Here is a 23,506-nt window from a genome sequence, read left to right as displayed (position 1 = left end):
ACCCTTGCCACCCTGAGCCACGCAACATGTCCCCAACCGACACCCTTCAAGCCACCATCGACGACCTGTCCGCGCAAGGCATTCACAGCATCCTGACCCAGTTTTGTGACCTGCATGGCGTGGCCAAAGGCAAGCTGGTGCCGCTCGACGACCTGAGGGAATGGGTGGAGGTTGGTGCCGGTTTTGCCGGCCCCAGCATCTGGGGTACCGGCCTGGGACGCTTTGGCGCGCGCAGCGAATACTACGGTCGCGTCCAACCAGAAACCCTGCGGCCCTTGCCCTGGTTGCCAGGCGTGGCGCACGCGGTGTGCGACGGTTATGCTGCTGGCGAGCCGCTGGCCACTTGCTCGCGCCAGTTGCTGCAGCATCAGCTCGCGCGCTTGAAGGCACGTGGCTGGATTCTGTGGGTGGGTATCGAGCCCGAATTTTTCCTTCTGCGCCAGGACGAAAATGGTCATTGGCAGGGCGCCGACGCGCAGGATGGCCTCGACAAACCCTCTTACGACCTGAAAGCCATCCACCGCAACCACGGGTTTCTGGACGACATGCGCCAGACCCTGACCGCCCTGGGTTTCCGGCTGCAGCAAATGGACCACGAAGACGCCCGTGGCCAGTACGAGATCAACTACCGCTACCACTGCGCGCTGGAAGCCGCTGACCATTACATGCTGTTCAAGATGGCGGCGCACGCCGTGGCGCAAAAGCATGGCGCTGTCTTCAGTTGCATGCCCAAACCTTTTGCCGCCATGCCGGGCAGCGGCCTGCACTTTCACATGAGCATCACCGACGCGCAGGGGCGCGCCGTGTTCCAGGACACCAGCGATGCCCTGCAACTCAGCCCCACGGCGTACGGCTTTGTGGCCGGCCTGCTGCAACACGCCGATGCCCTGAGCGCCCTGTGCGCGCCCACGGTCAACAGCTACAAACGGCTGGCCTGCAGTGACAGCGCCTCGGGCACCACCTGGTCACCGGTGTGGAAAGCTTTTGGTGACAACAATCGCACTTGCCTGGTGCGCAGCGTCGCCGGGCGCATCGAATGGCGCCTGCCCGACCCATCGTGCAACGTGTACGCAGCCATCGCCGCTACCCTGGCCGCCGGGCTGGATGGCATTGACCAGCGCATGACGGCGCCCGCGCCCTGCGCAGAAGACCTGTACGAGCGCTTCGCCAGCGGCCAGGCCATGCCTGCGCGCCTGCCGCGTGACCTGGGTGCCGCGCTTGATGCGCTGGCAGCCGACACCGTGCTGATGAACGCCGTTGGCCGGGACTTCTGCCAACAATTCCTCGCCATCAAACGGCAGGAGTGGAGCAGTTTCAGCCAGTCAGTCAGCGACTGGGAACTCAGCCGGTACGTCGATTTGTATTAATTTTGCATTGCGGAATTTTAATTTCGTATCGTGCAATGAAGCCAATCAAAATTGGCTGAAAAATTTGAAAATTCAAAGAATAGTTTTTCATATTGAGAAATGAATGGTCTAAGTTGTTGATTTAATTCGATTAAATAAAAGTCTTCTATAAGACATAAGATGTGCTTATAGTCTTCTATAAGACATAGAATAAACACCATGACATCAACAGCGTAATGCGACAGATGCCTTTCTTTTCATCAACTCAGGAGTGACCTCATGCCACAGACTCTCACAGAACAATTAAGCCGCGAACAACAAATTGCCGCCCTGGAAAAAGACTGGGCGACCAACCCGCGCTGGAAAGGCATTAAGCGTGGTTACAGCGCTGCCGACGTGGTGCGTCTGCGTGGTTCTTTCCCCATCGAGCACACCCTGGCGCGCCGTGGTGCTGAAAAGCTGTGGAACATGGTCAACACCGAAGCTTATGTCAACTGCCTCGGTGCGCTCACCGGTGGTCAGGCCATGCAGCAGGTCAAGGCCGGCGTCAAGGCCATCTATCTGTCGGGCTGGCAAGTCGCCGCTGACAACAACTCCTACGCTTCCATGTACCCCGACCAGTCGCTGTACCCGGTGGACTCGGTGCCGACCGTGGTCGAGCGCATCAACAACACCTTCCGCCGCGCCGACGAGATCCAGCACTCCAAAGGCATTGACGCGGGTGACAAGGGCTACATCGACAACTTCGCGCCCATCGTGGCCGACGCTGAAGCCGGTTTTGGTGGCGTGCTCAACGCGTTCGAACTGATGAAGGCCATGATCAAGGCCGGCGCTGCTGGCGTGCACTTTGAAGACCAGTTGGCTTCGGTCAAGAAATGCGGCCACATGGGCGGCAAGGTGCTGGTGCCGACCGCCGAAGCCTGCCAGAAGCTCATCGCAGCCCGCATGGCTGCCGACGTCTGCGGCGTGCCGACCCTGGTAATTGCCCGCACCGACGCCGAAGCCGCCGACCTGCTGACCAGCGACTACGACGAAAACGACAAGCCTTTCCTCACCGGTGAGCGCACCGCCGAAGGCTTCTACAAGACCAATAAGGGCATGGACCAGGCCATCAGCCGCGCCGTGGCTTACGCCGAGTACGCCGACCTGGTGTGGTGCGAAACCGGTACGCCCGACCTCGAATTTGCCCGCAAGTTCGCCGAGGCCGTGCGTGCCAAGCACCCAGGCAAGCTGTTGGCCTACAACTGCTCGCCGTCCTTCAACTGGAAGAAGAACCTCGACAACGCCACCATTGCCAAGTTCCAGAAAGAACTCGGCGCCATGGGCTACAAGTACCAGTTCATCACGCTGGCCGGCATCCACTCCATGTGGTACAACATGTTCGACTTGGCGCAAGACTACATGGCACGCGGCATGACCGCTTATGTGGAAAAGGTGCAAGAACCAGAGTTTGCGGCCCGCGACCGTGGTTACACCTTCGTGTCGCACCAGCAGGAAGTCGGCACCGGTTACTTTGACGAGGTCACCACCGTCATCCAGGGTGGCAAGTCCAGCGTCACGGCCCTGACCGGCTCCACTGAAGAAGAGCAGTTCCACTGAAGAAGCCGGACCTGAGGAGGTCTGAGGCTGGCGTTTCCTGCGGGGGCGGCCAGCCTTTTTTCATGGAGTCAACTGCGGTTTAAAATCACTCATCACAAACGCGGAACCTTCCGCGTTTTTTAATTACCTTTTCCCTTCATCGCCATGGTCCAAATCACGCTTCCCGATGGTTCTCAACGCAACTACGACGCCGCGGTCACCGTGGCCGAGGTGGCCGCGTCCATCGGCGCCGGGCTGGCCAAGGCGGCGTTGGCCGGCAAGGTGAACGGGCAGGTGGTCGACACCAGCTTTGTGATCAACAAGGACAGCAGCCTGGCCATCATCACCGCCAAGGACGCAGACGGACTGGAAGTGATTCGTCACTCCACGGCGCACTTGTTGGCCTACGCCGTGAAAGAGCTTTTTCCCGCAGCGCAGGTCACCATTGGCCCGGTCATTGAAAACGGCTTTTTCTACGACTTCTCGTTCGAGCGTCCGTTCACCCTGGACGACCTGGCCGTCATCGAAAAACGCATGACCGCGCTGGCCGCCAAGGACGAACCCATAGTGCGCCGCGTGTTGCCACGTGACGAGGCGGTGGCCTATTTCAAGGGCCTGGGCGAGCACTACAAGGCCGAAATCATCGCCAGCATTCCGGCCGGTGAAGACGTCAGCCTGTACCGTGAAGGCGCCTTTGAAGACCTGTGCCGCGGCCCGCACGTGCCCAGCACTGGCAAGCTCAAACACTTCAAGCTCATGAAAGTCGCGGGCGCCTACTGGCGCGGTGACCACAAGAATGAAATGCTGCAGCGCATTTACGGCACGGCCTGGGCTACCAAGGAAGATTTGCAGCAGCACCTCACCATGCTTGAAGAGGCCGAAAAACGCGACCACCGCAAATTGGGCCGCGAACTTGACCTGTTCCACATTGATGACCATGCCCCGGGCCTGGTATTTTGGCACCCCAAGGGCTGGGCCATCTGGCAGGCGGTGGAGCAGTACATGCGCCAGGTCTACCGCGACAACGGCTACCAGGAAGTCAAGGGCCCGCAACTGCTCGACAAAGGCCTGTGGGAAAAAACCGGTCACTGGGACAAGTACCGTGACAACATGTTCACCACCGAGTCCGAAAAACGCGACTTCGCCCTGAAGCCCATGAACTGCCCGGGTCACATCCTGATCTTCAAGCAGGGCCTGAAAAGTTACCGTGACTTGCCGCTGCGCTACGGCGAATTCGGCCAGTGCCACCGCAATGAAGCCACCGGCGGACTGCACGGCATCATGCGGGTGCGCGGCTTTACCCAGGACGACGGCCATATCTTTTGCACCGAAGACCAAATTTTGGCCGAATGCGTGGCCTACACCACGCTGCTGCAAAAGGTCTATGCCGACTTCGGGTTCAAGAACATCATCTACAAGATCGCCACCCGGCCCGAGCAGCGCATTGGCTCGGACGACATCTGGGACAAGGCTGAGCACGCGCTCATCGAGAGCTTGCGCGCTTCGGGGTGTGAGTTTGAGCTCTCGCCCGGTGAAGGCGCTTTTTACGGCCCCAAGGTCGAATACACCCTGAAAGACGCCATTGGCCGGCACTGGCAGTGCGGCACCATCCAGGTCGACTTCTCGATGCCTGAGCGGCTTGACGCCGATTACGTGGGTGAAGACAGCGCCCGGCACCGCCCGGTGATGCTGCACCGCGCCATCGTCGGCAGCCTGGAGCGTTTCATCGGTATTTTGATCGAGGAAACCGCTGGTGCGCTGCCAACCTGGCTCGCGCCGGTGCAGGTCAAGGTGCTCAATATCACCGACGCACAGGCCGAATATGCCCGTGATGTCGTCAAAACGCTGCAGAATCAAGGCTTTAGGGTCGAGGCAGATCTTCGCAATGAAAAAATCACGTATAAAATACGGGAGCATTCAATGCAGAAGGTGCCGTATCTGATCGTCATTGGCGACAAAGAGATGGCTTCCGGTGCTGTTGCAGTGCGCGCCCGAGGTGGACAAGACCTTGGCGTGATGTCGGTAGCCGAATTTGCTCAAAAGCTCTCGGCCGACGTCACGCACAAATCATCGCTTTGATTTTGAATTGTTCACGGGGGCTGCGCTGCCCAGTTTTAGCCACGGTGCCTGTGGCAGTTTTTGTGAAGGATTAAGTCATCGCTACCGAATTTCGTGATCGCCGTCACCGCGAAGAACGCAAACACCGATTGAATCGGGAAATCATGGTGCCAGAGGTTCGCCTCTCTGGCGTTGAAAACGAACCCCTGGGTGTTGTCAATATCAACGACGCACTGCGCATGGCGGGCGAGTTGGACGTAGACCTGGTTGAGATTGCTGCTACTGCCAACCCGCCGGTGTGTCGTTTGATGGATTACGGCAAGTTCAAGTACCAGGAACAAAAGAAAGCTGCTGAAGCCAAAGCCAAGCAGACCGTGATCGAAATCAAGGAGATCAAGTTCCGCCCAGGTACCGATGATGGCGACTACAACATCAAGATGCGCAACATCAAGCGCTTTCTTGCTGAAGGCGACAAATGCAAGATCACCTTGCGTTTTCGCGGTCGCGAAATCACCCACCAGGAACTCGGCATGGCCTTGTTGAACCGCATTCGCGACGAGTTGGGCGATACGATTTTGGTCGAGCAGTTTCCCAAGCTCGAAGGGCGCCAGATGATCATGATGATCGCGCCCGGCCGCAAGAAAGTGGCTGCGGCCAAGCCGGTGGTGACAGAGGTCACCGCCAGTACGTAAAGAATTGGGGCAAACGCCGCAAGGTGTTTGCCACGAAAGTGGCAGGTTCACGCCTGCCACTGTAAGTGGTGGGTTAACGTCCACCACTAAAAGTGGAGGGTTTTTAACTCGCCACTAAAAGTGGCTCGGGGCCATCAAGGCTGCAAATTGATTGCAGACGCCTCACGAGCACAATGTAATAGGAGCAGTAAATGCCCAAAATGAAGACCAAGAGCGCGGCGAAGAAACGCTTCCGCGTCCGTCCAGGTGGTACCGTTAAACGCGGCCAAGCCTTCAAACGTCACATTCTGACCAAGAAGACCACTAAAAATAAACGCCATCTGCGTGGTTCAACTGCTGTTCATGAGACCAATATGGGTCACATGGCACAGATGCTTCCAGGCCGTGGTATTTAATTAACGACGAACAAGGAGTACTCACATGCCTCGCGTCAAACGTGGTGTAACGGCTCGCGCCCGCCACAAAAAAGTTCTCGCCCTTGCAAAAGGTTTCCGCGGTCGTCGTGGTAATGTCTTCCGCGTCGCCAAAGAAGCGGTGATGAAGGCTGGGCAATATGCCTACCGTGACCGCCGTACCAAAAAACGTGTCTTCCGTCAGTTGTGGATTGCCCGTATCAATGCCGCTGCTCGTCAGTGTGGCATGACCTACAGCCAGTTCGCCAACGGTCTGAAGAAAGCCTGTATCGAGATTGACCGCAAGGTTCTGTCTGATATTGCGATCCATGACATGGCCGCATTTGCTGGTATCGTGGAACAAGTCAAGGCCAAACTGGCTGCTTGATTTGCAAGATTTGTAATCGTTGCTATTTAATTTATAGCCACTTGCAATAAGATGATGAGGGCTAGAGCTTGAAAAGGCGCTAGCCCTTTTTCCTTGGATCAGAGTTTTCCTGAGTATCTATGAACGACTTGACCGCTGTTGTTGAACAAGCCCGCGCCGCCTTCGAGCTGGCCCTTACACCTGCTGAACTTGAAAACAGCAAGGCCCTGTACCTGGGCAAGGCCGGCCGTATCACCGAGCTGATGAAGGGCCTGGCCGCCTTGCCGGTCGAAGAAAAGAAATTGCAGGGCGCCGCCATCAACCAGGCCAAGCAGGGCATTGAGGCCGCGCTCAACGCCCGCCGCCAGGCGCTGGCAGACCGTGAACTGCAGGCTCAACTGCAGGCCGAAGCCCTTGACGTGAGCCTGCCCGGCCGCCAGCGCGGTACCGGTGGCCTGCACCCGGTGTCGCTCACCCTGGAACGCATCGAAGCCATCTTTGGCTCCATGGGTTTTGAAGTGGCCCAAGGCCCCGAGATCGAGTCCGACTGGTTTAACTTCACCGCGCTCAACACCCCCGAAGACCACCCCGCACGCTCCATGCACGACACCTTCTATGTTGAAGGCGGCAGCGAGACAGCCCCCAATTTATTGCGCACCCACACCAGCCCGATGCAAATCCGGCACGCGGTGCAGCATGTCAAGCAACACCGCCTGGCCCATGGCAGCGCGGTGGACGGCACGCTCTACAGCGGCGACATGCCCGAGATTCGTGTGATTGCGCCAGGGCGCACCTACCGCGTCGACAGCGACGCCACCCATTCGCCCATGTTTCACCAGTGCGAGGGCCTGTGGGTGGGCGAGGCCATCAGCTTCAAGGACCTGAAGTACGTTTTTACCGACTTCTGCCGCACCTTCTTTGAAAACCCCGACTTGGTGCTGCGCTTTCGGCCCAGCTTTTTCCCGTTCACCGAGCCCAGCGCCGAGATCGACATCCAGTTTCCCAGTGGCCCGCTGGCCGGTCGCTGGCTCGAAGTGGCTGGCTCCGGTCAGGTGCACCCCAACGTGATCCGCAACATGGGCCTGGACCCCGAGCGCTACATCGGTTTTGCCTTCGGCATGGGCCCGGACCGGCTTACCATGCTGCGCTACGGCGTCAATGATTTGCGCCTGTTTTTTGATGGCGACATCCGCTTTTTGTCGCAGTTCCGTTGAACTGCGCCGGCCTTGTCTCCCAAGAATTAATCGATAAAAACTATGCAATTTCCTGAATCCTGGTTGCGTGAATTTTGCAACCCCGCTTTAAGCACCACCGAGCTCGCTGAAACCCTGACCATGGCCGGTCTCGAGGTGGAAGAACTTAAATCCGTGGCGCCACCATTCAGCCACATCGTGGTCGGTGAAATCAAGGAAGCGGCACAGCACCCCAATGCCGACCGCCTGCGCGTTTGCCAGGTCGACGTCGGCCAGCCCGAGCTGCTCACCATCGTTTGTGGTGCGCCCAACGCGCGCGTCGGCATCAAGGTGCCCTGCGCCATGGTGGGGGCCGAATTGCCCCCGGGTGAAGACGGACAGCCCTTCCTCATCAAGGTCGGCAAGCTGCGTGGCGTCGAGAGCTTTGGCATGTTGTGCTCGGCGCGCGAACTCAAGCTCTCCGAAGACCATGGCGGCCTGCTCGAACTCGCGGCTGACGCAGCCGTGGGGCAAAGCATTCGTGATCATCTGCTGCTTGATGACACCCTGTTCACGCTCAAACTCACGCCCAACCTGGCGCATTGCCTGAGTGTCTATGGCATCGCGCGCGAGGTGTCGGCGCTCACCGGCGCGCCCCTCAAAACACCGGCTTTTCCAAAAGCCATCTGCGCTGTCAATGAAGTCCTGCCGGTCAAGGTCGGCGCGCTTGATCTGTGCGGCCGTTTTTCCGGCCGCATCATTCGCGGCGTCAACCCCAAGGCAGCCACCCCCGCCTGGATGGTCGACCGCCTGGCGCGCTGCGGCCAGCGCAGCGTGACCGCGCTGGTCGATATCTCCAACTACGTGATGTTCGAACTCGGCCGGCCGTCACACATTTTTGACCTCGACAAAATCCACGGCGGCCTCGACGTGCGCTGGGGCAGGGCGGGCGAGTCGCTCAAACTGCTCAACGGCAATACCGTCACGGTCGACGCCCAGGTGGGTGTGATCGCCGACGCTCAACAGGTCGAATCGCTGGCCGGCATCATGGGCGGTGACGCCACTGCCGTGTCGGACGATACCGCCAACATCTATGTCGAAGCCGCTTTCTGGTGGCCCAAGGCCATCGCCGGACGCTCACGCCGCTTCAACTTCTCCACCGATGCCGGGCACCGCTTCGAGCGCGGTGTCGACCCCGAACTCACCGTCGAACACATCGAACGCATCACCCAGTTGGTGCTCGACATCTGCGGCACGCCCAGCACCGTGTGCGGTCCCATCGACGACCAGCAGGTCGCCATGCCCCAGCCCGCCAAGGTGGTCCTGCGCGTGGCGCGTGCCGCGCGCGTGCTGGGCATGCCGTTAACGCAAGCTCAGTGCGTCAAGGCGCTCACCGGCCTGGGTCTGCCCGTGACCGAGGGCGATGGTGTCATTGAAGTCACTGCGCCTTCCTACCGCTTCGACCTGCGAATCGAGGAAGACCTGATCGAGGAAGTCGCCCGCATGATCGGCTTCCACAACTTGCCTCAGACGCCGCCGCAAGCCCCCATCACAGCCAAGCTTCGTCCCGAGAACGAACGCAGCCCGTTTGCCGTGCGGCGCACACTGGCTGCCCTGGGCTACCAGGAAACCATCAACTTCAGTTTTGTCGACGAGCGCTGGGAGCACGAACTGGCGGGCAATCCCAAGCCCATCAAACTGCTCAACCCCATCGCCAGTCAGATGAATGTGATGCGCTCCAGCCTGCTGGGCTCGCTGCTGCAGGTGCTGAAATTCAACCAGGACCGCAAAGCGCAACGTGTGCGCGTGTTCGAGTTGGGTCGCGTGTTTCTGCGTGATGCCTCGGTGCCCAGTTCTGACACCACGGTGCAGGGCTTCGACCAACCCATGCGTGTTGCCGGTGTGGCCATGGGCCCGGTCGACGCGCCCGAGTGGGGTTGCAAGGAACGCCCGGTGGACTTCTATGACGTGAAAGGTGACCTTGAAGCCCTGTTCGCGCCCGTCCGCCTGAGTTTTGAGCCGGCCGAGCACCCAGCCATGCACCCGGGTCGCTGCGCGCGTGTGCTGTGTGCGGGCAGCGAGGTCGGCTTTGTCGGCGAACTGCACCCCAAGTGGCGCCAGTCCCTTGACTTGGTGCAGGCGCCGGTCATGTTCGAAGTCGACCTTGACGCCGCGTTGGGTCGCCCCGTGCCACGCTTTGAAGCGGTGCCGCGCTTCCAGGCGGTTGAGCGTGACATTGCGGTGCTGGTGGCCGAGTCGGTCAGCCACAACGCCCTGATGCAAGCCATCTGGGCCGCGCCCTGCGGCGGCCTCCTGCGTGATGCGGTGCTGTTCGACATCTACCGGCCCAAGCCCCAGGCGTCTGATGTGCACAACGTCGCCCCCGAAAAAAGCATGGCCATCCGTTTGACGCTCAACGCACCCGATGCTACGCTGTCCGAACAGCAAATCGAAGAAGCCGTGGCCGCCGTGGTGGCCACCCTGAGCGAAAAAGTTGCCGCGCGTCAGCGTGTGTAAGCCGGTCATCACCCCTATAGCCACAGAGCGAGTCATCGATGGACATTACCGTTGAAACATTGGAAACCCCGGCGCTCACCAAGGCGCAACTCGCCGAGCTGCTGTTTGAACAGATTGGTCTGAACAAGCGCGAGGCCAAGGACATGGTCGATGCTTTTTTTGACTTGGTCTCCAACAGCCTGGTCGATGGTGACGACGTCAAGATCACCGGCTTTGGCAACTTCCAGATCCGCACGAAGTCACCGCGCCCCGGGCGCAACCCGCGAACCGGCGAAGCCATCCCCATTGCCGCACGCCGAGTGGTCACTTTTCATGCCAGTCAAAAACTCAAGGAACAAATTCAGGCCGGTGCGACGGCAAATCAAGTGCAAGTTTGATCGTTCGCAAGTCATATGCGGGTAAGCTGTCTTTACAGCGAGGGCTCAGTTAGAGTACGCTCGCACGTTCGCAGCTTAGATTGTTGATTCGCATGGAGAATTCGCTCCCCCATATTCCAGCCAAACGCTACTTCACCATCGGTGAAGTGGGCGAGCTGTGCGGTGTCAAGCCGCATGTGCTGCGTTACTGGGAGCAGGAATTTACCCAGCTGCGGCCCATGAAACGCCGCGGCAACCGGCGCTACTACCAGCACCACGAAGTGCTGATGATCCGGCGCATTCGAGAATTGCTCTACGACCAGGGCTTCACCATCAGTGGTGCACGCAACAAAATGCAGGAAATGGGGCATGACAAACGTCATTTGTCTGACAACATCCCTGAAATGGACGAGGGTTTGGAGATGCCCGACCCTCAGCCGGCCAGCTTTTCTGACCCAGACACCTTGCCCACCTCTGAGCCGTCGAACGATCCTTGGCGCCAGGTGCGCCACGAGCTTCACGAAATACGCGCTTTGCTGTCGCCCGCCATCTGAAACCGGTTCGCTCTGGGGTTATAATTTGAGGCTTCGGTGTGTGGCGCAGCCTGGTAGCGCACTTGCATGGGGTGCAAGGGGTCGAAGGTTCGAATCCTTTCACACCGACCACAATTTAAAGGCTTGAAGAGCGTCCGCTTTTCAAGCCTTTTTTACTTTTCGGGATGCCTTTTGCGTCAACATTCCATTTGTTCTTGTGGGTGCTCGATTGAATGATCCTGATTTGAGCGTGTTGGCCATGGCGGCTTTTGACCGAATGGTGGCCGCCACGCCTGGTTTTCGCGCCCGCGCTGGCCAGCACGCCATGGCACAGCGCATTGCCAGCAGTCTGCGCGATGTGTCGCTGGGCGACCAGGACCACCCGCAGAGTGCGGTCACGGTGATTCAGGCAGGCACCGGCGTTGGCAAGTCGGCGGCGTATTTGTCGACCACCGTGGCGCTGGCACTGGCGCGCAAGACGCGGGTGGTGGTGTCGACCGCCACCGTGGCGTTGCAAGAGCAGTTGATGACCAAGGACCTGCCGGCGCTGGCCGCCGTGATCGACACGCCGTTTGTTTATGCCCTGGCCAAGGGCCGTGGCCGCTATGTGTGCAAGCTCAAGCTGGAGCGCCTGGTGGGTCATGTTGGCGCAGACGCGGCCGAGCTGTTTGAAGGTGACGACGAGGCCAACACCCCCCAAGCGTCAAGCACGTTCCAGCCTACCCGGGGCGTGGTGTGGCAGGACCCCACGGAGCGGCGCGTGGCCTTGTACGAAACTCTGGCTTCAGCCCTGGTTGCGGGTAAGTGGGACGGCGACCGCGACAGCCTGGCCGAGCAACCCGAGGCGCGCGACTGGTCGACCGTGGCCGCCGAGCGCCACACTTGCACGGCGCGCCATTGCCCGCGTTTTTCCAGCTGCAGCTATTACCAGGCCCGCATGCAGCTGGCGCAGGCGCAGGTGATTGTGGCGAACCACGACTTGGTGCTGGCCTCTTTGGGCATGAAGGCACTGCCGGACCTGGACAACTGCCTGGTGGTGTTCGACGAAGGCCACCATTTGCCAGCGGTGGCGTTGGACCAGTTTTCCAGCGCCATGGACCTCACCGGCCTGCGCTGGCTCGACAAGCTGCCAAAAATCCTGATTGAGGTGGCCGACAAGATGGGTGTTGTGCTGGCGCAGGACGTCACCACGCTGGCGCAACAGCTCAAGACCGCGCTACTCGATGCGGGCCGGCTGGCGCTGGAGCTGGTGCGGGGTCTGTCGACCGGTTATGACACGGTGTACCGTTTCAAGGACGGCGTGGTGCCCGAGGCCATGCTGGAGCCTTTCAAGCTCATCCATGGCCACGCCGCGGCGTTGTCGGATGCGCTCGAGGCGCTGGGCGCCGAGCTGAAATTGCGCGCCAAGGAAGACCCGGCCCAGGCCGCCAATTGCTCGGTGCAGTACGCCAGGCTGGGCCAGATGGCGCCCAAGCTCAACAGCGTGGTGGCCACCAGCGCGCAGTGGCTCAGCAGCGACGAGCCGCCGCTGGCCAAGTGGCTCAAGTCAGACACCGGCTCGGGTTTGGTGTCGATCAGCGCGCATGCCTGCCCGATCGTGCCCGGCGACTTGCTGCGGCGCCACCTGTGGCGCCAAGTGCGCGGCGCGGTGGTGACCTCGGCGTCGCTGACCACTTGCGGCAGCTTTGACTTTTTCCTGGGTGAGACCGGGCTGGCTGGCTTGCCGCAGGTGAGCACGCTGGCGGTGGAGAGCCCGTTTGATTACCGCACCCAGGGCCAGTTGGTGGTGGCTGATACTGCCGCGGACCCCAAGCAGGTGGATCTTTACACCACCCAGATGGTGGCGGCCTTGCTACGTGACCTGCGCGAGGTGCCGCATGGCGCGCTGGTGTTGTTTACCTCGCGCGTGCAGATGCAGGCGGCGGTGAGCGCGCTGGACGCAAGTTTGCAGGAGGTCGTGCTGGTGCAGGGACAGATGGCACGTGGCCGATTGTTGGGCATTCACCAGGCGCGGGTGGAGGCGGGTTTTGCCTCGGTGATTTTTGGTCTGCAGTCCTTTGGCGAAGGGCTGGATTTGCCGGGCACGCTGTGCGAGACCGTGTTCATCGCCAAGCTGCCATTCAGCCCGCCCTCGGACCCGGTCGAGGAAGCGCGCGCCGAGTGGCTCAAGCGGGCCGGGCGCGACCCGTTTAACGAATTGGTGGTGCCGGCCACCGGTATCAAGTTGCTGCAATGGACCGGCCGCGCGATCCGCTCCGAAACCGATCAGGCGAGGGTGATTTGCTACGACAAGCGCTTGCTGAACACCGCCTATGGCCGGCGCATGCTGCAAGGCCTGCCCCCCTATGCGGTTTCAAGGCGCGCGTCAGGAACGGTTTTGGTCGTTTGATGCGATGATGCCCCCACGAATGGCATACAAGGAATTGCTGGGTGAATAATTTTGTAAAAGTGCTGGCCGCCTGGGTGTTTCGCCTGAGTTTGCTGGCGGCTGCGCTGATTTTTATGGTGGGCCTGCTGTTTGTAGCCGCCTTGCTGCTGTCGCTGTGGCTGCTGCGTGCCTTGTGGGCCAAACTGACCGGCCAGCCGGTGCAACCCTGGGTCTTCAAGATGAACCGGGCTGACCTGTGGCAACGGGCTTACCGGGGCACAGCGCCGGGTGCCAGCCGGGCTCAAACGCCGGTGGATGTGATTGATGCCGAGGTGACCGACGTCACGGATGTCACAGAAAAACGCCGCTGAACTCAGCGCAGTGCGGGGTTTGTCGTGATGGCGCCTGCAAGCGCGTTGCCGGCTTCGGTGGAGGTGACGCGTCGTGCGCCGTCAAAGCGATGGCTCCAGTAGGAGATACCCATGTTTTCCACCCGCACCTGCGCGCCGGGCTTGGGTGAATGAATGAATTTGCCGTCGCCAATGTAGATGCCCACATGGCTGAAGGTGCGGCGCAGGGTGTTGAAAAACACCAGGTCGCCGGGCTGCAGTTCGGAGCGGTCAATGTGTTGGGTGGCGGCGGCTTGCTGCTCGGCCTTGCGCGGCAGGATCAGGCCCACGGTTTGTTCGTACATGGCTTTGACAAAACCACTGCAGTCGAAACCAGTTTCAGCGTTGTTGCCGCCCATTCGGTAGGGAACACCCAGAAAACCCAGCGCGTTGACCACCAGGTCGGAAGCCTTGTTCGTGACGTTTTGGCGTACCTGGTCAATTTGGGACAACAAGCCCTTGTCATGCATAAAGCGGCTCAGGTCATCGGGCGCATCAGCCGGCGCAGCGTGCACACTGGCGGCCATGAGCAGGGATGACAAAAGGGCGGAAATTCGCATCGGCGTAGTTTACACACATTTGCCGGACCGCCACGCACATCCTCAAACCTGCGGTTTAATCAGCAGATGCCTGTTTTATATTTTTGAAAGCCCGCCATGCTGCTTGAATCCGAACTCTCCCAATTGGTCCTGGTCGACTACCAGACCCGACTGATGCCTGCCATTTTTGAGGCGCCGCTGGCGTTGGCCAATGCCGTGCGCTTGGCGCAGGCGGCCCAATTGATGCAGGTACCGGTGTGGGGTACCGAGCAAAACCCGTCCAAGCTCGGCGAAAACCCGCCCGAACTTCGCGCCCTGTGCCAGCGCACGCTGGCCAAGATGCAGTTCAGCGGCGTCGAAGAGGGCCTGGGCGAGTGGTTGCGCCCGCCATTGAAAGCGCCGACTGGCAATGCGCGCAGCCTGCCCAAGCACCTGCAGAAACCGTCCAACACGCCCACCGAGCGCAACAGCATCGTGATCGCTGGTTGCGAGGCGCATGTGTGCCTGATGCAGACCGCGCTGCATTTGCTCGAGGACGAGTTTGACGTTTGGGTGGTGACCGATGCCTGCAGTTCTCGCACCGAGCGTAATCGCGACGCCGCCTTCGACCGCCTGGCCGGCGCTGGTGCCGAATTCGTGACCACCGAAATGGTGGTGTTCGAGTGGCTGCGCAGCGCCGAGGCGCCGCAGTTCAAGGCGATGCATGCCTTGATCAAGTAAGACCAGCCGCTGGCACGGTACGGTACGGTACGGTACGGCGCAGGCAGGCGGCGATAATCAGCCGCTTCTTGTACGGGAGCTTGCGTGGATATTGTTTTGCTGATCAAAGCCGCCATCATGGGCGTGGTGGAGGGGCTGACCGAGTTTTTGCCGATCTCGAGCACGGGTCATCTGATTTTGGCCGGGGCCCTGCTGGGGTTCGACGATGACAAGGCCAAGGTGTTCGACATTGCCATCCAGACCGGCGCCATTTTTGCCGTGATCCTGGTGTACTGGCAAAAAATACGCGACACCGTGCTGGACCTGCCCACCGAAAAGCAGGCGCAGCGCTTTGCCCTCAATGTGCTGATCGCGTTTTTCCCGGCGGTGATTCTGGGCCTGCTCTACGGCAAGGCGATCAAGGCGCATCTGTTCACGCCGGTGGTGGTGGCCAGCATGTTCATCATTGGTGGTTTCATCATCCTCTGGGCCGAACGGCGTCAGCAAAAAAATCCGGCGGTTACCCGTATCCATGATGTGGATGCCATGACGGCCATGGACGCGCTCAAGGTGGGTCTGGCGCAGTGCACGGCCATGATTCCAGGCATGAGCCGCAGCGGCGCCACCATCATCGGTGGCATGCTGTTGGGCCTGAGCCGCAAGGCCGCTACCGACTTCTCCTTTTACCTGGCCATTCCGACGCTGATCGGCGCGGGTGCCTACAGCCTGTTCAAGGACCGGGCTCTGCTGTCCTGGGCCGACGCGCCGGTGTTTGGTGTCGGGCTGGTGATGTCATTCCTGAGTGCCTGGTTGTGCATCCGCTGGTTGCTGCGTTTTATTTCAACGCACAGCTTTGTCGGTTTCGCCTACTACCGCATTGTGTTTGGCATCGTGGTACTGGTCACCGCCTGGACCGGCACCGTGAGCTGGACGGCCTGAAGCCCGCAAGCACGATCGGTTGAGGACAGAGCAAATTTACTGCGTAAATCTTGGTCTGTCCCGCAAGGTAATTAGATTAACTTTTCCTGCGGCGAGCTGATTTTTTTCAGGGCCTGGTTGCGGCTGGCGGGCTGCATCAGGGGTACGGTGGTGTGTTCGCCGTTCCACATCGGGTCCTCGATGCTGTCAAAGACTTCGCGCAGCTTGGCGCCCCAGCTGTTGTGCATCATCTTGAAGTAGGGGTTGTGCTCGTCAATGCAGACCACCTTGTCGGTCTGGAACTGGTTGACCTCATAGACGACCATGTCCAGCGGCAGGCCCACCGACAAGTTGGATTTGAGGGTCGAGTCCATGGACACCAGCGCGCACTTGGCGGCCTCGTCCAGCGGCGTGTGCGGGGTGATCACGCGGTCCAGCACGGGTTTGCCGTATTTGGATTCGCCAACCTGGAAATAAGGTGTCTCGGGCGTGGCTTCGATGAAGTTGCCAGCTGAGTAGACCTGGAACAGACGCATGCCTTCGCCCTTGATCTGGCCGCCAAAAATCAGCGAGACGTTGAAATCGACCCCAGCCAGTTTGAGCGCAGCGGCATCGCGATCGTAGACATGGCGAATGGCCGAGCCGAGCACGCGCGCTGCGTCGAACATGCTTTTGGCGTTCCAGATCGTGATGCCCTCGTCTTCGTCACGGTCCTTGAGTTTCTCTACCTGCAGGATCTCGCGCACCGACTGCGAAATGCTCAGATTGCCGGCTGACAGCAGCACCATGAAGCGGTCGTCGGGCTTTTCGTAAACGATCATCTTGCGAAAGGTGCTGATCTGGTCCAGACCGGCGTTGGTGCGTGAATCGGACAGAAAAACCAGTCCGGCGTTGAGTTTGATGGCGACGCAATATGTCATGGATTCGGGTTCGTGGGAAAAGAGTGAGTTTAACGGGCAGAAAAAAATTCGCCCGGGTTCAGCGAGCGAATGATCTACAGTGCACGCTGGTACTGGCTTAGGACATCGGCACGCAACTGCAGAACAAATTGCGGTCGCCATGCACGTTGTCGATGCGCCCGACCGGCACCCAGTACTTGGACTGCTTCAGCGCGGGTGCCGGGAAGGCAGCCAATTCCCGTGAGTAGGGTCGGTCCCAGGTTTCACCCAAGAGCGACGCCGCCGTGTGAGGCGCGTGACTCAGCGGGTTGTTGCCCTGCGGCCAGACGCCTTGCTCGACCTTGGCGATCTCTTCGCGGATGGCGATCATGGCGTTGATGAAACGGTCGAGTTCTTCCAGCGTTTCGCTCTCGGTGGGTTCCACCATCAGCGTGCCGGGCACCGGAAAGCTCAGTGTGGGGGCATGAAAACCGTAGTCCATCAGGCGCTTGGTAACGTCTTCGGCGGTCACACCGTTGACGCCGCCACTGCTTTCCTTCAGCGGACGCAGGTCGAGAATGCACTCGTGCGCGACACGACCCGGCTTGCTTTCGTGCGCGACGCGACCGGGTTTGCCATGGGAGGAGGCGCTGGTGTAGAGCGTGGGGTAGTGGTCTTTCAGGCGCACGCTGATGTAGTTGGCGCTCAAAATGGCCACCTCGGTGGCGGCTTTCAAGCCCTCGGCCCCCATCATGCGGCAGTACATCCAGCTGATCGGCAGCACGGCCGCATTGCCCAGGGGCGCGGCTGACACGGCACCGACACCATCACCCGGCAAGTAGGGCACCAGGTCGGCCACCACACACACGGGCCCCACACCGGGGCCGCCGCCGCCGTGCGGGATGCAAAAGGTCTTGTGCAGGTTCAGGTGGCTCACGTCGCCGCCGAATTCGCCGGGCGCAGCCAGGCCGACCAGCGCGTTCATGTTGGCGCCGTCCACATAAACGCGCCCGCCATGGCTGTGCACCAGGGCGCACAGTTCCTTGACGCTGGTCTCGAACACGCCGTGGGTGCTGGGATAGGTGATCATGATCGCCGCGAGGTTGGCGCTGTGCTGTTCACACTTGGCTTTGAGGTCGTCCATGTCGACATTGCCGTTGGCATCACACGCCGTGACCACCACCTTCATGCCCACCATGGTGGCGCTGGCGGGGTTGGTGCCGTGCGCGCTGCTCGGGATCAGGCAAATGTTGCGATGGCCCTCGCCACGCGCTTCGTGGTAGCCGCGGATGGCCATCATGCCGGCGTATTCGCCCTGGCTGCCGGCATTGGGTTGCAGGCTGATGCCGGCGTAACCGGTGGCCTCGCAGAGCCAGGCGCGCAGCTGCTCATCCATCTCGGCGTAGCCCGCGCGCTGGTCGTCGGGGCAATAGGGGTGGATGTTGGCAAACTCGGGCCAGGTGATCGGGATCATTTCGCTGGTGGCGTTGAGCTTCATGGTGCAACTGCCCAGCGGGATCATGGTGCGGTCCAGGGCCAGGTCAAAGTCAGACAGGCGGCGGATGTAGCGCAGCATGCCGGTCTCACTGTGATGCGTGTTGAACACCGGGTGCGTCAGGTAACTGCTGGTGCGCAACAAGGCGGCGGGCAGCAGGCTGGCCGTGTTTTGCTCGAAGTCAGCCACCTTGGGCAGGGTCTGGCCGGGCTTGGCGAAGAAGCCCCAGAGCTGCTCCACATCGGTGCGTGTGGTGGTTTCATCGAGCGACACGCTGAGGGAGCCGCTCGATGCCAGCCGCAGGTTGGCACCGGCTGCGAGCGCTTTGGAAGCGATCGCCACCGTGTTGTCAGCCGTGGCGATCGTGAGCGTGTCAAAGGCGTTGGCATTGGTGACGGCAAAGCCCAGGCTCTTCAGACCCGCAGCCAGCACGGAGGTCAAGGTCGCCACGCGTTGCGCGATGCGCTTGAGGCCGGCCGGGCCGTGGTAAACCGCGTACATGCTGGCGATCACCGCCGGCAGCACCTGCGCGGTGCAGATGTTGGAGGTGGCTTTTTCGCGGCGAATGTGCTGTTCGCGCGTTTGCAGCGCCAGCCGGTAGGCCGGGTTGCCGTGGCTGTCGACACTGACGCCCACCAGGCGGCCGGGCATGGTGCGCTTGTGCTCGTCGCGGCAGGCCATGTAGGCGGCGTGCGGGCCGCCGTTGCCCATTGGCATGCCGAAGCGCTGCGTGGTGCCCACGGCGATGTCGGCGCCGAGTTCGCCGGGCGAGGTCAGCAGCGTGAGCGCCAGCAGGTCGGCCGCCATGATGACAATGCCACCGCGGGCCTTGACGGCGCTGATCAGCGCGCGGTCATCACGCACCACGCCGCCGGTACCAGGGTATTGCAGCAGCACAGCGAAGCTGTCCTGGGCCAAATCGTCGCTGTTGTGGCACGGCTTGACGCTGATGCCCAGCGGCTCGGCACGGGTCTGGATCACGGCCAGGGTCTGCGGCAGCACCTCGGCATCGACCAGAAAAGTGGTCGACTTGGACTTGCTGACACGCATGGCCATGGTCATGGCTTCGGCCGCGGCAGTGGCTTCGTCAAGCATCGAGGCATTGGCCATGGGCATGCCGGTCAGGTCCATCACCATGGTCTGGAAATTGACCAACGCCTCCATGCGGCCCTGGCTGATCTCGGCCTGGTAGGGCGTGTAGGCGGTGTACCAGGCGGGGTTCTCCAGAATGTTGCGCAGGATCACGCCGGGCGTGTGGGTGCCGTAGTAGCCCTGGCCGATGTAGCTTTTGAACACCTTGTTCTTGCCCGCCATGGCCTTGAGCTCGGCCAGCGCGGCCGCCTCGGTGATGGGCGCGGGGATGGCCATGGGCTGGCTGCGGACGATGCTGGCTGGGACGATCTCGTCGATGAGTGCCGCGCGCGATGCTGCCGCTACGGTTTTCAGCATCACAGCTTCGTCAGCCGCATCGATGCCGATATGGCGCGCAATAAATTCAGACGCGTTTTCAAGTTCGCCCAAAGGCGAAAGAGCAATGGAGGTCATGGTGGGCTGCCTGATCAGTGCGCGTCAGCGGCGAAAGCGGTGTAGCTGGTCTCGTCCATGAAGGCGTCCAGGTCGGCCGGGTTGGCGAACTTGATCTTGAAGAACCAGCCTGCGCCCAGCGGGTCGGAATTGGCCAGCGAGGGGTCGTCGCGCAGTATTTCGTTGACCTCGGTCACTTCGGCCTCGACCGGCATGTAAACGTCGGCGGCGGCCTTGACCGATTCAACCACGGCGGCAGCATCCTTTGCGGCATAGGCTTTGCCGACTTCGGGCAGGTCGACAAAGACCACATCGCCCAGCGCGTCTTGCGCGTGGTGCGTGATGCCAACGGTACCGATGTCGCCGTCAATTTTGATCCATTCGTGGTCGGGGGTGTATTTGATGGTCATGGTGATGCTCTACAAAAAATTGAGTGAAAAAGTGGTGGAGAGGGGACTGAAAAAGACGTTAACCGCGGAAATATCGGTTGGGGACAAAGGGCATGGCCACCACTTCCATGGTGACCGGTTTGCCGCGCACCATGGCGTTGACCTGGCTGCCCAAGGTGGCCAGGGCTGGGGGGATATAGCCCATGGCAATGGGTTGGTCGATGGTGGGCCCGAGCAGGCCGCTGGTGACTTCGCCAATGCGCTCACCAGCCATGCTTTGCAGTTCAATGTGCTCGCGTACTGGCACACGCGCCAGCGCTTTCAGGCCAACACGCTTGCGTGTGACCGAACCCGCCTCACCAGCCAATTGCGCCAGAATTTTGTCGGCACCCGGGAAACCGCCCGCGCGTGCGCCACCCGCGCGGCGCACTTTCTGGATCACCCATTGCAGGCCGGCCTCGACCGGCGTGGTGGTCGTGTCGATGTCGTTGCCATAAAGCGGCAAGCCGGCTTCCAGGCGCAAGGAGTTGCGCGCGCCCAGGCCAATCGGCTTGACTTCGGGTTGCGCCAGCAGCGCCTGGGCCAGCGCCGTGGCTTGTGAGGCATCGACCGAGATCTCAAAACCGTCTTCGCCGGTGTAACCGCTGCGCGTCAGGAACACGTCGATGCTTTGTGTGCCGGTGTTCACCGTGAAGCTGCTGCCGGTCATGAACACCAGTTTTTCCACGCCAGGGGCCAAGCGCGACAGGGCAGTCACGGCTTGCGGGCCTTGCAGTGCCAGCAGCGCGCGTTCGGGCATGGGAATGACCTGGCAGCGGCTGCCGATTTTGGCCTGGATGTGCGCGATGTCACCCACCTTGCAGGCGCCGTTGACGATGACAAAGATGTCTGTGCCGCGGTTGACGAACATCAGGTCGTCGACGATGCCGCCAGCCTCATTGAGCAGCAGGCCGTAGCGCTGTTTGCCCACGCCCAGGTCCATCACATCGACCGGAACCAGGCTCTCGAATGCGGCTGCGGCGTCCGGCCCGACCAGGCGCAACTGGCCCATGTGCGAGACGTCGAACAGACCGGCGGCCGTGCGCGTGTGTTTGTGTTCGGCCATCAGGCCTTCGGGGTACTGCACCGGCATGCTGTACCCGGCAAAAGGCACCATGCGGGCACCCAGGGCAAGGTGCAGGTCGTTCAGGGGAACTTGCAGAAGATCATCAGGCATGGCGGACATTAACACTCCAGTAGAGCAGGGGGCAAACCAAATTCCATGACCTGACGGGGCGTCAGTGCCATGGGCTGCCCCCGCTGTCCGCTTTACCTGAGAGATTCGCCAAATCCAGTCACGCAGGGTGTTGGGCTTGGGTTGCTCCTTCGGTGGATCCGAATCGGCGCAAGTGCCAAGGCAGACCTCTCTCCAGTGGGGATACGTCACAAAGTCTGGCGATGTTGTGACGTTTGTCAGTCCTTTTGCCTGAGCGTTCAAATGGCTGCAATCAGCCACTCTGCGCCTTCGGCGGCCGCCTCAAAGGGCCGGCTCTCTCCTGACGGGTTAAATTCTACAGGATGGGTTTACATCCCCGCGTAATTAGGCCCGCCGCCGCCCTCGGGCGTGACCCACATGATGTTCTGCGTCGGGTCCTTGATGTCGCAGGTTTTGCAGTGCACGCAGTTGGCGGCATTGATCTGCAGGCGGTCGGTGTTGTCGTCGTTCTTCACGTATTCATAGACACCAGCCGGGCAATAACGCGCCTCGGGGCCGGCGTATTTGGCCAGGTTCACGTTGACAGGCACGCTGGCGTCCATTAATGTCAGGTGCGCGGGCTGGTTTTCCTCGTGGTTGACGTTGCTGATGAAGACGCTGCTCAGGCGGTCAAAGGTCAGCTTGCCGTCGGGCTTGGGGTAGTCGATGGGCTTGCATTCCGAGGCCGGCTTCAGGTAAGCATGGTCTGGCTTGTCGCGTCGGATGGTCCAGGGCATCCGGCCATTCAGGCCGAACTGCTCCAGGCCGTTCATCAAGGTGCCCACCGTCAGGCCGTGCTTGAACCAGGCCTTGAAGTTGCGTGACTTGTTGAGCTCGGTGTAGAGCCAGCTGGCTTCAAAGGCTTCGGGGTAAGCGCTCAGCTCGTCGTGCGCGCGGCCCGCCGTCACCGCTTCAAAAGCTGCCTCGGCGGCCAGCATGCCCGACTTGATGGCCGCGTGGCTGCCCTTGATGCGGCTGACATTGAGGAAGCCGGCATCACAACCCACCAGCGCACCGCCCGGGAACACGGTTTTCGGCAGCGACAACAAGCCCCCGGCGGTGATGGCGCGCGCGCCGTAGGCGAGGCGCTTGCCGGTGACTTCACCCTGGTCATTTTCCAAGTACCAGCGGATGTTGGGGTGGGTCTTCCAGCGCTGGAATTCCTCGAACGGGCTCAAATACGGATTGGCGTAGTTCAGGCCGGTGATGAAGCCCAGGGCGATCTTGTTGTCTTCCATGTGGTACAGGAAGGAGCCGCCATAGGTGTCGTTTTCCATCGGCCAGCCGGCGGTGTGCACCACCAAGCCGGGCTCGTGGCGGCTGGGCTCGGCCTCCCACAGTTCCTTGATGCCGATGGCGTAACTTTGCGGGTCGCAGCCTTCGTCGAGCTTGTACTTGGCAATCACCTGTTTGCCCAGATGGCCGCGCGAGCCTTCGGCAAACACGGTGTACTTGCCCAGCAGTTCCATGCCGATCTGGAAGTTGGGGCCGGGCTCGCCATTCTTTTCGACGCCCATGTTGCCGGTGGCCACACCCCGGACTGCGCCAGCCTCGTCATACAGCACTTCAGCGGCGGCAAAGCCGGGGAAGATTTCCACGCCGAGGCTTTCCGCCTGTTCGGCCAGCCAGCGTGTCAGCGCGCCCAGGCTGATGATGTAGTTGCCGTGGTTCTGGCTGCATTCGGGCAGGAACAGGTTGGGCGTGCGGTAGCCGGTGGTCTCGGACAGAAACATCATGGCTTCGTCTGTCACCGGCTGGTTCAAGGGCGCACCCATGGCTTTCCAGTCGGGAAACAGCTCGGTGAGGGACTGCGGGTCGAGCACCGCGCCCGAGAGGATGTGGGCGCCGGGCTCGGAGCCTTTTTCCAGCACGACGACCGAGAGCTCCTGACCTTTCTCTGCGGCGAGTTGTTTGAGGCGGATGGCGGTGGCCAGGCCGGCGGGGCCGCCTCCGACCACGACCACGTCGTAGTCCATGGATTCGCGGGGGCCGTACTGGGTCAGGATTTCCTGGTTTGTCATGTTGGGACTCGCTTTATCAACTGATTAAACTCAAGCCAAGT

The 23,506-nt window shown here is 60.9% G+C and carries 20 protein-coding genes, 1 tRNA gene and 2 riboswitches; of the genes, 15 read left to right on the top strand and 6 right to left on the bottom strand.

The features are described from left to right. Nucleotides 1–26: 26 nt before the first annotated feature. The 13 genes from glnT (at nucleotide 27) to Q7U49_RS05135 (ending at nucleotide 13,750) form a co-directional block, all read left to right on the top strand. Nucleotides 27–1,367 (top strand): type III glutamate--ammonia ligase, encoded by a 1,341-nt coding sequence (gene glnT / locus Q7U49_RS05195; RefSeq protein WP_304762808.1) that lies wholly within the window; start codon nucleotides 27–29, stop codon nucleotides 1,365–1,367. Between the two features lie 258 nt (nucleotides 1,368–1,625). Continuing rightward, nucleotides 1,626–2,945: an isocitrate lyase gene (aceA, locus tag Q7U49_RS05190; RefSeq protein ID WP_304762805.1), complete on the top strand. Its 1,320-nt coding sequence runs from the start codon at nucleotides 1,626–1,628 to the stop codon at nucleotides 2,943–2,945. A gap of 144 nt (nucleotides 2,946–3,089) precedes the next feature. Beyond that, nucleotides 3,090–5,003, top strand: a complete 1,914-nt coding sequence (gene thrS, locus Q7U49_RS05185) for a threonine--tRNA ligase (RefSeq protein WP_304762804.1) — start codon at nucleotides 3,090–3,092, stop codon at nucleotides 5,001–5,003. Between the two features lie 77 nt (nucleotides 5,004–5,080). Beyond that, on the top strand, nucleotides 5,081–5,674 hold the full coding sequence (infC, locus tag Q7U49_RS05180; protein WP_304762991.1) for a translation initiation factor IF-3: 594 nt from the start codon (nucleotides 5,081–5,083) through the stop codon (nucleotides 5,672–5,674). Between the two features lie 191 nt (nucleotides 5,675–5,865). Next, entirely contained in the window at nucleotides 5,866–6,069 is a 204-nt protein-coding gene (gene rpmI / locus Q7U49_RS05175) for a 50S ribosomal protein L35 (RefSeq protein WP_142814204.1), read from the top strand. 25 nt (nucleotides 6,070–6,094) lie between these two features. After that, entirely contained in the window at nucleotides 6,095–6,454 is a 360-nt protein-coding gene (rplT, locus tag Q7U49_RS05170; protein WP_223911786.1) for a 50S ribosomal protein L20, read from the top strand. Nucleotides 6,455–6,573: 119 nt separating this feature from the next. Continuing rightward, complete coding sequence (gene pheS / locus Q7U49_RS05165) at nucleotides 6,574–7,647, top strand: phenylalanine--tRNA ligase subunit alpha (RefSeq protein WP_304762797.1); 1,074 nt, start codon at nucleotides 6,574–6,576, stop codon at nucleotides 7,645–7,647. A 42-nt stretch (nucleotides 7,648–7,689) separates the two neighbouring features. Further along, the gene (gene pheT, locus Q7U49_RS05160; protein ID WP_304762795.1) at nucleotides 7,690–10,122 is read left to right on the top strand and encodes a phenylalanine--tRNA ligase subunit beta; all 2,433 of its coding nucleotides are present in this window, start codon (nucleotides 7,690–7,692) and stop codon (nucleotides 10,120–10,122) included. A 38-nt stretch (nucleotides 10,123–10,160) separates the two neighbouring features. Beyond that, the gene (locus tag Q7U49_RS05155) at nucleotides 10,161–10,499 is read left to right on the top strand and encodes an integration host factor subunit alpha (RefSeq protein WP_304762793.1); all 339 of its coding nucleotides are present in this window, start codon (nucleotides 10,161–10,163) and stop codon (nucleotides 10,497–10,499) included. A gap of 92 nt (nucleotides 10,500–10,591) precedes the next feature. Then, nucleotides 10,592–11,032, top strand: coding sequence for a MerR family transcriptional regulator (locus Q7U49_RS05150; RefSeq protein WP_304762791.1), 441 nt, complete (start codon nucleotides 10,592–10,594; stop codon nucleotides 11,030–11,032). Between the two features lie 34 nt (nucleotides 11,033–11,066). After that, nucleotides 11,067–11,143 (top strand) — tRNA-Pro (locus tag Q7U49_RS05145). Nucleotides 11,144–11,240: 97 nt separating this feature from the next. Beyond that, a complete protein-coding gene (gene dinG, locus Q7U49_RS05140; protein WP_370653962.1) occupies nucleotides 11,241–13,400 on the top strand; it encodes an ATP-dependent DNA helicase DinG in 2,160 nt (719 codons plus the stop codon). A gap of 41 nt (nucleotides 13,401–13,441) precedes the next feature. Then, nucleotides 13,442–13,750: a hypothetical protein gene (locus Q7U49_RS05135; protein WP_304762789.1), complete on the top strand. Its 309-nt coding sequence runs from the start codon at nucleotides 13,442–13,444 to the stop codon at nucleotides 13,748–13,750. A gap of 2 nt (nucleotides 13,751–13,752) precedes the next feature. Here Q7U49_RS05135 and Q7U49_RS05130 read toward each other — a convergent pair whose 3' ends face one another. Then, nucleotides 13,753–14,328: a C40 family peptidase gene (locus Q7U49_RS05130; protein WP_304762788.1), complete on the bottom strand. Its 576-nt coding sequence runs from the start codon at nucleotides 14,326–14,328 to the stop codon at nucleotides 13,753–13,755. A 96-nt stretch (nucleotides 14,329–14,424) separates the two neighbouring features. Here Q7U49_RS05130 and Q7U49_RS05125 point away from each other — a divergent pair, with 96 nt between their 5' ends. Next, complete coding sequence (locus Q7U49_RS05125; protein ID WP_304762787.1) at nucleotides 14,425–15,027, top strand: isochorismatase family protein; 603 nt, start codon at nucleotides 14,425–14,427, stop codon at nucleotides 15,025–15,027. Nucleotides 15,028–15,111: 84 nt separating this feature from the next. After that, a complete protein-coding gene (locus Q7U49_RS05120; protein ID WP_304762785.1) occupies nucleotides 15,112–15,945 on the top strand; it encodes an undecaprenyl-diphosphate phosphatase in 834 nt (277 codons plus the stop codon). Between the two features lie 71 nt (nucleotides 15,946–16,016). Here Q7U49_RS05120 and Q7U49_RS05115 read toward each other — a convergent pair whose 3' ends face one another. The 5 genes from Q7U49_RS05115 to Q7U49_RS05095 form a co-directional block, all read right to left on the bottom strand. After that, complete coding sequence (locus Q7U49_RS05115; RefSeq protein WP_304762783.1) at nucleotides 16,017–16,844, bottom strand: proteasome-type protease; 828 nt, start codon at nucleotides 16,842–16,844, stop codon at nucleotides 16,017–16,019. A 97-nt stretch (nucleotides 16,845–16,941) separates the two neighbouring features. Then, nucleotides 16,942–19,842, bottom strand: coding sequence for an aminomethyl-transferring glycine dehydrogenase (gene gcvP / locus Q7U49_RS05110; RefSeq protein WP_304762782.1), 2,901 nt, complete (start codon nucleotides 19,840–19,842; stop codon nucleotides 16,942–16,944). 14 nt (nucleotides 19,843–19,856) lie between these two features. Then, nucleotides 19,857–20,231, bottom strand: a complete 375-nt coding sequence (gcvH, locus tag Q7U49_RS05105; protein WP_304762780.1) for a glycine cleavage system protein GcvH — start codon at nucleotides 20,229–20,231, stop codon at nucleotides 19,857–19,859. Between the two features lie 58 nt (nucleotides 20,232–20,289). Next, nucleotides 20,290–21,435: a glycine cleavage system aminomethyltransferase GcvT gene (gcvT, locus tag Q7U49_RS05100; protein ID WP_304762777.1), complete on the bottom strand. Its 1,146-nt coding sequence runs from the start codon at nucleotides 21,433–21,435 to the stop codon at nucleotides 20,290–20,292. A gap of 64 nt (nucleotides 21,436–21,499) precedes the next feature. Then, a riboswitch (glycine riboswitch) is annotated at nucleotides 21,500–21,632 on the bottom strand. 21 nt (nucleotides 21,633–21,653) lie between these two features. Next, nucleotides 21,654–21,758, bottom strand: a riboswitch (glycine riboswitch). A gap of 15 nt (nucleotides 21,759–21,773) precedes the next feature. Further along, the gene (locus Q7U49_RS05095) at nucleotides 21,774–23,465 is read right to left on the bottom strand and encodes an electron transfer flavoprotein-ubiquinone oxidoreductase (RefSeq protein WP_304762776.1); all 1,692 of its coding nucleotides are present in this window, start codon (nucleotides 23,463–23,465) and stop codon (nucleotides 21,774–21,776) included. Between the last annotated feature and the right edge of the window lie 41 nt (nucleotides 23,466–23,506).

The organism is Rhodoferax sp., assembly GCF_030653815.1.
Taxonomy (GTDB): domain Bacteria; phylum Pseudomonadota; class Gammaproteobacteria; order Burkholderiales; family Burkholderiaceae_C; genus Rhodoferax.
This window is presented reverse-complemented; position numbering and strand designations above follow the sequence as displayed.

Bases quoted from the DNA above. Each gene is read 5' to 3' on its own strand.
- glnT (WP_304762808.1), top strand. From the start codon at position 27: ATGTCCCCAACCGACACCCTTCAAGCCACCATCGACGACCTGTCCGCG.
- aceA (WP_304762805.1), top strand. From the start codon at position 1,626: ATGCCACAGACTCTCACAGAACAATTAAGCCGCGAACAACAAATTGCC.
- thrS (WP_304762804.1), top strand. From the start codon at position 3,090: ATGGTCCAAATCACGCTTCCCGATGGTTCTCAACGCAACTACGACGCC.
- rpmI (WP_142814204.1), top strand. From the start codon at position 5,866: ATGCCCAAAATGAAGACCAAGAGCGCGGCGAAGAAACGCTTCCGCGTC.
- rplT (WP_223911786.1), top strand. From the start codon at position 6,095: ATGCCTCGCGTCAAACGTGGTGTAACGGCTCGCGCCCGCCACAAAAAA.
- pheS (WP_304762797.1), top strand. From the start codon at position 6,574: ATGAACGACTTGACCGCTGTTGTTGAACAAGCCCGCGCCGCCTTCGAG.
- pheT (WP_304762795.1), top strand. From the start codon at position 7,690: ATGCAATTTCCTGAATCCTGGTTGCGTGAATTTTGCAACCCCGCTTTA.
- Q7U49_RS05155 (WP_304762793.1), top strand. From the start codon at position 10,161: ATGGACATTACCGTTGAAACATTGGAAACCCCGGCGCTCACCAAGGCG.
- Q7U49_RS05150 (WP_304762791.1), top strand. From the start codon at position 10,592: ATGGAGAATTCGCTCCCCCATATTCCAGCCAAACGCTACTTCACCATC.
- Q7U49_RS05130 (WP_304762788.1), bottom strand. From the start codon at position 14,328: ATGCGAATTTCCGCCCTTTTGTCATCCCTGCTCATGGCCGCCAGTGTG.
- Q7U49_RS05125 (WP_304762787.1), top strand. From the start codon at position 14,425: ATGCTGCTTGAATCCGAACTCTCCCAATTGGTCCTGGTCGACTACCAG.
- Q7U49_RS05115 (WP_304762783.1), bottom strand. From the start codon at position 16,844: ATGACATATTGCGTCGCCATCAAACTCAACGCCGGACTGGTTTTTCTG.
- gcvP (WP_304762782.1), bottom strand. From the start codon at position 19,842: ATGACCTCCATTGCTCTTTCGCCTTTGGGCGAACTTGAAAACGCGTCT.
- gcvH (WP_304762780.1), bottom strand. From the start codon at position 20,231: ATGACCATCAAATACACCCCCGACCACGAATGGATCAAAATTGACGGC.
- gcvT (WP_304762777.1), bottom strand. From the start codon at position 21,435: ATGTCCGCCATGCCTGATGATCTTCTGCAAGTTCCCCTGAACGACCTG.
- Q7U49_RS05095 (WP_304762776.1), bottom strand. From the start codon at position 23,465: ATGACAAACCAGGAAATCCTGACCCAGTACGGCCCCCGCGAATCCATG.